The 10061-nt window shown below is 68.2% G+C and carries 12 protein-coding genes; 3 read left to right on the forward strand and 9 right to left on the reverse strand.

The genetic code is table 11. From position 1 onward, the window contains the following. On the forward strand, positions 1 to 1026 hold a 1026-nt coding region (locus GZ67_RS0118400), incomplete at its 5' end, for an HNH endonuclease signature motif containing protein (protein WP_029263054.1). 53 nt (positions 1027 to 1079) lie between these two features. Here the strand turns inward: GZ67_RS0118400 and GZ67_RS0118405 are convergent. The 3 genes from GZ67_RS0118405 to GZ67_RS0118415 are packed head-to-tail and all read right to left on the reverse strand — an operon-like array spanning position 1080 to position 2552. Next, the gene (locus tag GZ67_RS0118405) at positions 1080 to 1499 is read right to left on the reverse strand and encodes a DUF202 domain-containing protein (protein ID WP_231481871.1); all 420 of its coding nucleotides are present in this window, start codon (positions 1497 to 1499) and stop codon (positions 1080 to 1082) included. Beyond that, complete coding sequence (locus tag GZ67_RS0118410) at positions 1496 to 1852, reverse strand: YidH family protein (protein ID WP_029263052.1); 357 nt, start codon at positions 1850 to 1852, stop codon at positions 1496 to 1498. The genes GZ67_RS0118405 and GZ67_RS0118410 overlap by 4 nt, the downstream gene beginning before the upstream one ends. A gap of 49 nt (positions 1853 to 1901) precedes the next feature. Continuing rightward, positions 1902 to 2552, reverse strand: a complete 651-nt coding sequence (locus GZ67_RS0118415) for an HAD-IA family hydrolase (protein ID WP_029263051.1) — start codon at positions 2550 to 2552, stop codon at positions 1902 to 1904. Positions 2553 to 2622: 70 nt separating this feature from the next. On the opposite strand from GZ67_RS0118415, the gene GZ67_RS0118420 reads away from it, so the two are divergent. Continuing rightward, on the forward strand, positions 2623 to 3765 hold the full coding sequence (locus GZ67_RS0118420; protein WP_081860054.1) for a DUF998 domain-containing protein: 1143 nt from the start codon (positions 2623 to 2625) through the stop codon (positions 3763 to 3765). Positions 3766 to 3768: 3 nt separating this feature from the next. On the opposite strand, the gene GZ67_RS0118425 is transcribed toward GZ67_RS0118420, so the two are convergent. From GZ67_RS0118425 to GZ67_RS0118450, 6 genes are all read right to left on the reverse strand, one after another. After that, positions 3769 to 4689: a carbohydrate ABC transporter permease gene (locus GZ67_RS0118425; RefSeq protein ID WP_197021065.1), complete on the reverse strand. Its 921-nt coding sequence runs from the start codon at positions 4687 to 4689 to the stop codon at positions 3769 to 3771. Next, a complete protein-coding gene (locus tag GZ67_RS0118430; RefSeq protein ID WP_051662632.1) occupies positions 4686 to 5621 on the reverse strand; it encodes a carbohydrate ABC transporter permease in 936 nt (311 codons plus the stop codon). The genes GZ67_RS0118425 and GZ67_RS0118430 overlap by 4 nt, the downstream gene beginning before the upstream one ends. A gap of 58 nt (positions 5622 to 5679) precedes the next feature. Continuing rightward, positions 5680 to 6996 carry an extracellular solute-binding protein gene (locus tag GZ67_RS0118435; protein WP_081860052.1) on the reverse strand — a complete coding sequence of 439 codons (1317 nt, stop codon included), beginning with the start codon at positions 6994 to 6996 and terminating at the stop codon, positions 5680 to 5682. 40 nt (positions 6997 to 7036) lie between these two features. Then, positions 7037 to 7729, reverse strand: a complete 693-nt coding sequence (locus GZ67_RS0118440; RefSeq protein WP_029263046.1) for a PIG-L deacetylase family protein — start codon at positions 7727 to 7729, stop codon at positions 7037 to 7039. Further along, positions 7722 to 8705 (reverse strand): GNAT family N-acetyltransferase, encoded by a 984-nt coding sequence (locus GZ67_RS0118445; protein WP_197021064.1) that lies wholly within the window; start codon positions 8703 to 8705, stop codon positions 7722 to 7724. Before GZ67_RS0118445 ends, GZ67_RS0118440 begins: the two co-directional genes overlap by 8 nt. A 152-nt stretch (positions 8706 to 8857) precedes the next feature. Further along, positions 8858 to 9715, reverse strand: coding sequence for a MurR/RpiR family transcriptional regulator (locus GZ67_RS0118450; RefSeq protein WP_029263044.1), 858 nt, complete (start codon positions 9713 to 9715; stop codon positions 8858 to 8860). A 134-nt stretch (positions 9716 to 9849) separates the two neighbouring features. On the opposite strand from GZ67_RS0118450, the gene GZ67_RS0118455 reads away from it, so the two are divergent. Continuing rightward, positions 9850 to 10061, forward strand: a 212-nt coding sequence (locus GZ67_RS0118455; RefSeq protein ID WP_029273984.1) for a hypothetical protein, incomplete at its 3' end; no start/stop codon positions are given.

Raw genomic sequence — 10061 nt, forward strand, 5'->3', positions numbered from 1 at the left:
CCGGCGGCGACGCCGGAGGATCTGCGGTTGTTGGCGCAGGTGATCGTGCAGTATCTCGATCCGGATGGTGCGGAGCCTGCGGACGATATCGCGATGCGGGTGCGGGGGCTGACGCTCGGGCGCGCGAAGGACGGGGTGATCCCGGTCCGGGGACGGTTGCTGCCGGAGGTCGCGGGACAGTTGCAGCGTCTGTTCGACGCGTACCTGAACCCGAAAGTCGACGGACCACCCGTCCCCGGAGTCATGTTCCGGCCTTCGGACGAGAGAGATGCCGATCACGCCCACGCCCACGACACCGACAGCGACACCGGGGCGCGGAGGGGAAGTCCCGCAGATGCCGACCCCGATGCGGACGACGATGCCCTTCCGTCCGGTGACCCGGGGCGGATGGTCGACACCCGTTCACGGTCGCAGAAGCAGCACGACACCCTCGCCGCGATCCTCGGCATCGCCGCCCGCCACGACGACACCCCACGCCTGGGCGGCGGTGCACCCACCCTGGTGGTGTCCGTCACCGCAGACGACTACTCGTCCGGCCGCGGCTGGGCGCACGTCGACGGCATCGACACTCCCGTCTCCACCCGTGTCGCCGTCCACACCGCGTGCGCGGGCGGGGTGCAACGGGTGCTGTTCGACCCGCACGGGCGGATCATCGGCATCAGCACCGCCGACCGGATCTTCACCGCGCATCAGCGTCGCGCGATCACCCTCCGCGACCGTGAGTGCCTCATCCCCGGCTGCCACGTCCCCGCGACCTGGTGCGAGATCCACCACGTCCACGAGCACGCCCACGGCGGTCCCACCCACACCGACAACGGCGTCGCCCTCTGCTGGCACCACCACAGAACCCTCGACACCTCCGGATGGGAGATCCGCATGCGCCACGGCACACCCCACGTCCGCGGACCCGCCTGGTGGGACCCCACCCGACGCTGGCGCACACCACAACCCGCGACACCACGACCCGCGACGCCACGAACAACGACCTCGCGAAACGACACGCGTTCTGTTCCGCTGCGGGTGTGAAGAGCTGCTGCGGGTGTGATCTGTCGTTGCCGGTAGGACGAGCGCCAGCCCACTCAGCGAACGAGGAGAGACACCACGACGATGGCGAGGGAGACGGCGCCGAAGGCGGCGGCGAGCGCCGTCAAGGCGAGAAGCATCCCGCCTCCGGGCATCGCCTCGGAAGAGAGCTCCGCCGGTGTGGAGAGCTCCGCCGGTGTGGAGGAGTGCAGGGCGGCGGTCGTCTGCAGCTGTCGGCGCCGGGCGGCCACCCAGAACGTGCATGCAGCGCCGATGCCGACAACTCCCGGCGCGAGCCCCCACGCAGCCGCGTCGGCCGGCAGCAGAAGGGGGAAGATCCTGAGGGAGACCACCGAGCCGATCGCGATGGCGAGCGCAGTCCGCCGCCACGCGAGTTCCGTGCGCTCCGGCTGCAGTCCCGGATCGAACGGACCCGAGACGAGTGCCCCCGGGGGGATGTGCCCCTGACCGGTCACCGCCAGAGCACCCCCGCCAGAACCAGCAGGCCGACGACCGTCACGACGACCGCGAGCACGATCGCAGAGAAGGCTCCCGGCAGCGGGCGCGACTGGCGCAGGGCGCGCTCCGCGCGCATCCACTCCCACCAGGCGAGGGGGGCGACCGCGGTGCCGGTGATCATCAGCAGCAGTGAGGCCGCGAGGCGGAAACCGGCGTGCAGGTCGAGGCCCAGGACTTCGAGGGCGACGCCACCCGCGATCAGCGCGAGGCCGGTGCGGGTCCACGCGAGGAACGTGCGCTCGTTCGCCAGAGAGAAACGCGGATCGGGTTCTTCGCCGATGCCGAACACCGAGGCGGGGAAACGTCGCATCGCCTCATCGTAGCGGCGGGGTGCGGCGCTCGCGGGAGAGCGACCGTCGTCAGGAGATCGTGATCTCGAAGCCGGTCGCGGTGGGGGTCACAGCCACCTGTGAGAGATCCGTGACCAGGACGGTCGGGTTGTGTGCTGCCGCGTGCTTCCCGACGCCGACGACCCGCATGCCGGCCGCGAGACCCGCCTGGATTCCCGCGCCGGAGTCCTCGAACACGATGCAGTCCGCCGGGTCGATCCCCAGCAGGCCCGCGGCGCGGACGAATCCCTCGGGATCGGGCTTGGAGGCGGAGACGTCTTCGGCGGTCACGCTGCGCTCGGGGACGGTGAGCCCGGCGGCCTGCATCCGAGCGGTCATGAGGGCGACGTTGGCGGAGGTGACGATCGCGTGCGGGAACGGCTGCAGCGCCTCGAGCAGCGCCCGTGCGCCCGGGATCTCGATCACACCGTCGACATCACTCGCCTCCGTGGCGAGCATGACCTCGTTCTCGCGGAGGTTGATGGCATGGTCGCGCTCGGGCAGCATGATCGCCATGCTCTGGTGACCCTGGCGGCCGTGCACGACGCGGAGCACCGTCTCGCGGTCGATGCCGTGCGGCTCCGCCCAGGCGAGCCAGAGCCGCTCCACGACAGCTGTCGAATCGACGAGGGTCCCGTCCATGTCGAGAAGGACGGCGCGGGCGGCGAGAGTCTGGGGCACCCCTCCAGGCTAGTGCGGGGCGGATCGGACGCCTGCCGACTTCTATGATGTGGACCGGGAGGCACGGACGATGAATGCACTCGCGAAGAGAGTCGTGCAGGTGCTGCGGCAGGTGCGGGGTCCCGACACGGCGGATGCCGTGTTCGAGGCGACTGCGCTGATCGTCGGCGCCGGGTTCCTCGTGATCGGCTTCCTCGTCGCGCTCCCGGTGTTCTGGGGACATGATCTGGCGATCAGCGGCAGCGGTTCGATCGGTGTCTTCGCCGCGTTCGGCGGAGCGATCACCGCGGCCATCGCCTTCGCCCTCGGACGCATCGCGGTGCGGCCGGAACAGGTGGATCCGGCCGCGGTCCGCGACGGCTTCACCGTGCCGGGCGATCGACTGCGCTGGTACGACCTCGCCGCCATCGCGTTCGCGCACGCGGCGATCGCCTACCTCGGCTGGCTCGGCGTCGCGGAGCTCCTCGAGCGGAGCTTCACGGATGCGCCGGTGTTCGCCTTTCCCGGCGCGGTGCTGGTGGCGGTCGCGTTCGCTCTGACCGGCTACGTCTCGTTTCTCAGCGCGGTGGCGCTCACGCCCATGGTCCTCTCGCTCGTGCTCGCGGTCTTCCTCGTCGTCGGCGCCTTTGCCAGCATGCTCGCCTCCAGCGACGTGCACTGGTGGCGCGACAACCTGTCGGCGCTCGGGATGAGCAGCAACAGCTCGTCCGTGGCCTTCAACGCGACCCTGATCATCGCCGGCATCATGGTGACGACCATCGCCCGGTACGCGACAGCCGGGCTCCCCGCCGACGATCCCGCCGACCGCCGCGGACGGTTCCTCGTGCGCGGAGGTCTGATCCTCCTGGGGATCTTCCTCGCCTGCGTCGGGCTGTTCCCCGTCGACGAGTTCTTCCTCCTGCACAACACCGTCGCGACCGGCATGACGGTCGTGTTCGGCGTCGTCGTGGTGGGACTGCCGTGGCTCCTGCCCAGCATCCCGAAGGTGTTCGTGGGTTTCGGCTGGGCCTTCGTGCTGGTGATCATCCTGCTGGCCGCATTCTTCGCGGTCGGTTACTACAACCTCACCGCGGTCGAACTCATCGCCGCAGTGCTGATCTTCAGCTGGATCATCGTCTTCCTGCGCACGGCGGGCTCGATCGGAACGGTGCCGCCCGCCCGCATCGACGAGGTCGAGCGGACGGGCGGCACCGTGCCGGGGGCTGCGGCGTGAGCGTCAGCCCTTCACACCACTGGCGGCGATTCCGGCGACGAACACCCGCTGCGTGACCAGGAACACCAGGAGCGTCGGAAGCGACGCGATGATCGCACCGGCCAGCACCACGTTCTGATACTCGAAGCTCATCGTGTAGGACATGAGCCTGTTCAGGGTCAGGACCACCGGGTAGAGCGCCTCCGAACGCAGGATCGAGAGCGGCCAGATGAAGTTGTTCCACGCATAGACGAACATGAAGACGGCGAGCGTGACGATCGCGGGCTTCAGCAGCGGAACGACGAACTGCCAGACGATCCGGAACTCTCCGGCGCCGTCCATCCTGGCCGCTTCGATGAGTTCGTCCGGAATGTCGCGGATGAACTGCCGCATCAGGAAGATGCCGAACGCGTTCGCCAACCACGGCAGCATCACGCCGAGATACGTGTCGGAAAGTCCCATGCTGTTGACCAGGTAGTACAGCGGCACCAGGGTCACGATCGGGGGCAGGAACATCGTCGCGACGATCGACCAGAAGAGCAGATCGCGCCCCTTGAAGGTGTGCTTGGCGAACACGTACCCCGCAAGGATGCTGGTGGCGAGGACACTGAGTGTGCTGCCGCCGGCGATGATGAGGCTGTTCATCATGGACTGCATGAACGGCACCGCCGTCAGCGCGGTCGCGGCCTGATCGAGCGTCGGGTCGGTCGGGAACCAGGTCGGCGGGATCTGGGAGAACTCCGCGGGCGACTTCAGCGCCGAGATCACCAGCCAGTACAGCGGGAACAGCGGCACCAGGGCGACGATCGCCAGCAGCACGTAGAGTCCAGCCGTCGACAGCCGCCGCCGCATCGGAACCGGACGCCGAGAGGCCGGCGCCGTCTTCGGCTTCGGAGCCCGAGGCGGCGTGGAGGTCGGGGTCGAGGTGCTGGTCTGAAGACTCATCGCGTGCGTCCCTTCATGATGATGCCGAGGACCCCGCCGACGGCGATGATCATGAGGAACAGCGAGACCGCGAGGGCCGAGGACTCACCGGCCATGCCGTACTGGAACGCGGTGCGCTGGATCTCGAACGAGACCATGTTGGTCGAGTTCGCGGGCCCGCCCTGGGTGAGGAGGTAGATCGGATCGAACACCTGGATCGAGTTGATGAAGGTCATCAGCACCACGAACACCAGCGACGGGCGCAGCAGCGGGATCGTGATCGACCAGGTCTGACGGACGATGCCCGCGCCGTCGATGCGTGCGGCCTCGTAGAGGTCCTCGGAGATCTGGGTGAGCCCGGCGATGAGCAGGATGACGTAGTAGCCGAGCATCTGCCAGACGTTGAAGATCACGAGCGAGACCAGGGCCCACTGCGGGTCGCTGAGCCATCCGGGCGGGTCTATCCCGACCGCGGCGACCATGGTGCTCAGCGGGCCGTAGCCGGGCGCGTAGATGTTGCTCCAGATGATCACGATCGCGATCGTCGGGATCACATAGGTCGCGAAGAGCAGCACCCGCACGATGCCCTTGCCCTTGAGGCGCGGAAAGTACAGCAGCAGCGCGATCAGCAGGGCGATCGGCACGGTGATGACGATCGACAGCAGCACGTAGAGGGCAGTGTTGCCGAGCGCCTGCACTCTGGTCGCATCGGCGAACAGCCCGGAGTAGTTGTCGAGCCCCACCCACGTCATCTCGGTGATGGGGGTGAACATCGACCAGCGGTGGAAGCTGATCCAGACCGTCATCAGGGTGGGGATGAGGGTGAAGACGCCGATGATGAGCAGCGCCGGGCTGAGGAACAGCGCCGACCAGCGTCGGGTGGAAGCGATGCTCCGGCGCTTCGAGGTGCGCGCGACGGGCGGCGCGGCGGCGGGACGTTCGAGGGTCGTCAAGTCAGGCCTTTCGGGAGGATGGCGGGGAGGCGGTCGAGGCCGCCTCCCCGCCGGGGTGTCACTGAGCGGCGCTGAGCGCGGCGTCGACGTCGCGAGCGGCGTTCTCCATCGCCGTCGTCGCATCGACCTGGCCGTTCACGAGTGCCTCCAGCTGTCGCTGCAGGGCATCGGTCGCAGCCGGTCCGCCGAGCACGGTCGGGAACGGGGTCGCGTTCTCCAGAGCCGTCACGTACGACGACAGGAACGGCGTCTCCAGCTCGGCGGCGTGCGCCTCCAGGTCGGAGGAGCGCGTGGGCAGGATCCCCATCGACAGCAGGATGTCGGCCATCGCCGAGGAACCGGCTTCGCCGGAGTCCGGGCCGTTGAGGTAGGTGAGGAACTCCCACGCCGCCTTCTGACGCGCGTCGGAGGCCTTGCCATTGACCATCGTCATCCAGGAGTACGAGATCGCCGAGGACTCATCGCCGCTGGGGCCGACCGGGATCGGCGCGGTGGCGACGTTCTCGAAGTCATCGCCCATACCGTCGCGGAGCGCGCTCTCCCACCAGTTGGCCATGACGATCATGCCGGTCTGACCGTTCACGAAGGCGTCGAGGTACGGGCCGGTGGTGTTGGCGTTCGCCGTCGACTTCCTGGGGTCGCTCGACCCGTCGGCGACCAGCTTCTCGTACAGTTCCGCCGTCTCGAGGGCTTCCGGGCTGGTCAGCTCGGAAGCCGTGCCCTCCTCGTTCAGGAACGAGCCGCCGTTCGACGCGAGCAGCGACAGGAACGGATGCACCACGCCGGAGTTCCAGCCGGTGATGAGGCCGAAGCCCTGCTGGTCTCCGGTGGTGAGCTTCGCGGAATCCTCGACGAGGGCGTCCCAATCGGCCGGAGGCTCGGCGATGCCCGCCGCGTCGAACAGCGCGGAGTTGTAGTTGAGCTGGTACAGGTCGATCTCGTTCGGGATGCCGTACACGTCGCCGCCGTTGCTCGCCGCCGAGACGACGCCGACCGGCCAGTTCTCCGTGACCTCGTCGGCGACGTCGGCGGGCGCGGCAGCGGCGAGGCCGTCGCGCACCAGCTCGGGCAGCCACGCGTCGTAGATGCCGACGATCGCCGGGCCGTCCGCCGACGCACCCTGCGTACGCAGGGTCGAGAGCAGGTTGCCGAACGGGACCGCCTGCACCTTGACGGTGATGTCGGGGTGGTCTTCGGTGAACGCCGCGCCGGCGGCCTCCAGCATCGCGACCTGGTCCGGTCCCCAGTGCGTGAGGAAGGTGAGTTCCTGAGGGCCGCCGGCATCGCCGGAGCCGCCGGAAGAGCCGGAGCAGCCGGCGAGGGTCAGCGTCGTCGCGAGCCCCAGAGCGGTGACCGCGAGAAGTGATTTCTTCATGGTTCCTTCGTTTCTGTGCGTATCGGGTGGGTGAGGAGGATCAGGGGCCTGCGAGGGTGAACTTCTCGGCCCCCGCAGATCGGAATGCGGCTGCGCGCCGCTCACCGACCAGGCAGCCCTTGACCTGCATGAGCGCGGAGTAGTAGTCGATGAAGCGGAAGCCGTAGGTCTCGCCGCGCGCGAAGGCGTGCTCCTGGATTCCGGTGAGCCAGAGGTCGAACGCCTCGTCGGGGATGCCGAAGAACGTGTCCGCCTCGAACCCCTCCATGTCCTCCCAGTTCTCGGCGTGCAGGATCCGCGGAACGGAATGCCGCGCCGCCTCGATCTCCTCGAGGGGGATCGAGGCGAGGAAGGCGCCGCGGAGGGCCGCCTGCGCCGCGCGCTCGTGGTCCCGGTGCATGGAGTGCACCCAGTGGGTGATCAGGACATCGGGCTTGGTCGCACGGATGATCTCGGCGATCTGCTCGGCGACCGCCTCGTCGTCCGGGAGGAACCCGTCGGAGTAGTCGAGGGTGATCAGCTCAGCGCCGATCGTCTCGGCGAAGAAGCGGGCCTCGTGGAGTTTCTGCTCGCGGTAGACGCTCGGTGCGACCGTCGGATGCCCGCGCTCGCCGTAGGTGCAGTCGACGATGATGGCGCGGCCGCCCTCGAGGACGACCTTGGCGAGTGTGGGGCCCGCCGTCAGCTCCATGTCGCCGATGTGGCCGCCGACCGCGATGACGGTGTTAGACATTGCTCTCTCCGATCTCTGCGCGCAGGATGTCGAATGTGCGGGTCGCGGCGAACCCGGTCTTGGCGTACAGGGCCGATGCGGTCGATCCCTCATCGGCCCAGAGGAACCAGGCGCTGTGTGCGCCGAGCGCGGTCATCCGCTCCAGGGTCAGGTGGAGAAGCGCCTTGCCGAGTCCCGTTCCGCGGCTCTCCGGGAGCACACCGAACGGGCCGAAGCGCTCGATCACGGACTCGTAGGTGCCGTGCATGGCCCAGCCGAGTACCGTGCCCTCAGGGTTCTTGGCGATGAGGATGCGTTCCAGCGGCAGCCCGCCGAGAACGCCTTCGCGGATCGCACGCGCCCAGTCGGAATTGAAGGCTTCGCCGGCGATGCGGATCAACGGCACGAGGTCGTCGTCGCTCGGCGTTCCGAGATACCACCCGTCGGCGCGCAGCGCTTCGATCCGAGTGCGGACGTCGTCGGGCATCTGATAGCCGATCAGTGAACGGTCCATCGCGCTCGGACGCTCGATGCGGGAGAACCCCAGCGATTCGAGCAGTGCCGACGCGGCGGGGTAGCGGGCGGTATCGAGACCGGGCAGCACGTAGTTCGGCGTGTACGCCGAGAAGACGACCTCGGTCGCGCCGTGCGAGCGGAGCCAGCCGATCGCCTGGGTCAGCAGGCTGCGCCCGAGACCGTGTCCGCGCTGCTCGGGGACGACGAAGAAGAACGGGATCCACCCGGTCTCCGGCTGGAGATCGCCGGCGTCGTGTGCGATGCGGCGGCGGACGGCATAGGCCGCTCCGACGATCGCGCCGTCGCGCTCGGCGATGAGGAGGCCGTCCGCATCGAAGTTCCGATCGAGCAGGACCAGATCGCGCAGTCGTGCGGGGGTGATCCCGTCCTGCGGGGCGGATCGGGTCCAGGCCTCGGCAAGAGCAGCGCTCTCACCGGGTCGGAAGGGGCGCACCATCGTGGTGCCGTGCTCATACGTCAACGTCGTCGTCCTCTCGCCTTCGGGTGTGGCCAGTATGGCAACAATGTTCAAGAAAGTCGAGAGATACGTAGATCGTTTACATCACGGAAATATGACGATCTCGCCGCCGGTCGCCGTGGGTGTCGAACCTGGGGGAGGAGGCCGGCGCGAGCTCAGTCGCGGAGGGCGCGGGTGGCCTCGCGGGTCCGGCGCAGCGCGTCGACGGTTTCGGCGAAACGGCGCTTCGCGATGCCGACGAACAGGCAGTCGACGAGCGCCAGCTGCGCGATCCGGCTGACCATCGCTCCGGCGCGGAAGGTGGATTCGCGCACCTCGGTGAACAATGCGTGATCGGCGGCGCCGGCGAGGGGGGAGTCCTTGGCTGACGTGACTGCGATGGTCGCCGCGCCGTTGGCACGCGCCGTCTCCAGGAAGCGCACCGTCTCCGCGGTGGAGCCCGCATGCGAGAACCCGATGGCGACCGTGGGGGAGGTCTGCAGGACGGTCGCGGCGATCGCTTCGTGCGGGTCGGAGGGGACGTGGGCATTCCTGCCCACGCGAAGGAGCTTGTGTGCGAGGTCTTCTGCGACGAACTGGCTCGCCCCGATGCCGAAGATCAGGATGCGGTCGGCGCGGTCCACGGCGTCGATCGCGGCCTCCAGTACGTCGAAGTCGAGTCGGGCCACCGTCTCCTCTATCGCGAGCAGTTCGAGAGAGGCGAGTTTGGACACTGCTTCGCTGAGCGTGTCCTCGTCGGAGATCTCGGACCCGAATGCGCCCCGCGCTGAGAACTGCGCCGCCTCCTTGCCCAACTCGGTCGCGAGCGCCATGCGCAGCGGCGCATAGCCGCTGAATCCGATCGCGCGGCAGAACCGTACGACCGAGGCCACGGAGGTGTGGCACTCCTCGGCGAGTTCGTTGATGGTCATGTCGATGACGACCGACGGATTCTCCCGAATCGCTGCGGCGACGCGGGCGAGAGACGGGGGCAGCGTCGCGGCCGCTGCCTCGATCGTCGACTGAATGCTCATCCGCTTCCTCCAGAGATGTGGGATTCTCAGTATGTCGTGGGCCCCTGCGCAACGTTGGGTAAATTCTTTTCAGTCAGTCTAGATCCGATGTAGACTCTTTCCGAACTGTTGTGAACGTCACAGCGAGGAGAAAGATGAGCAGCGTCCCGACGGCCGTAGCGGTCGACCTCGGCAAGACCCGTTGCCGCGTCATGGTCGACGCCGAGCAGCGCGTCGTACGCTCGGGCATCGGCTCCCCGGGGCTCGCGACGCCGAACGGCGTCGAGGACGCCGTCGCGTCGATCCTTCCTCTGCTCGACCAGGACGCGGCACCCCAACTTCTCGGGGTCGGCGCAGCCGGCGCCTG

This window comes from Microbacterium sp. Cr-K20 (assembly GCF_000708325.1).
Lineage (GTDB): Bacteria > Actinomycetota > Actinomycetes > Actinomycetales > Microbacteriaceae > Microbacterium.

What these genes read in the sequence shown, in the direction of transcription:
- GZ67_RS0118410 (WP_029263052.1), bottom strand. Translation starts at nt 1,852, where the DNA reads ATGCGACGTTTCCCCGCCTCGGTGTTCGGCATCGGCGAAGAACCCGAT.
- GZ67_RS0118420 (WP_081860054.1), top strand. Translation starts at nt 2,623, where the DNA reads ATGAATGCACTCGCGAAGAGAGTCGTGCAGGTGCTGCGGCAGGTGCGG.
- GZ67_RS0118425 (WP_197021065.1), bottom strand. Translation starts at nt 4,689, where the DNA reads ATGAGTCTTCAGACCAGCACCTCGACCCCGACCTCCACGCCGCCTCGG.
- GZ67_RS0118435 (WP_081860052.1), bottom strand. Translation starts at nt 6,996, where the DNA reads ATGAAGAAATCACTTCTCGCGGTCACCGCTCTGGGGCTCGCGACGACG.
- GZ67_RS0118440 (WP_029263046.1), bottom strand. Translation starts at nt 7,729, where the DNA reads ATGTCTAACACCGTCATCGCGGTCGGCGGCCACATCGGCGACATGGAG.
- GZ67_RS0118450 (WP_029263044.1), bottom strand. Translation starts at nt 9,715, where the DNA reads ATGAGCATTCAGTCGACGATCGAGGCAGCGGCCGCGACGCTGCCCCCG.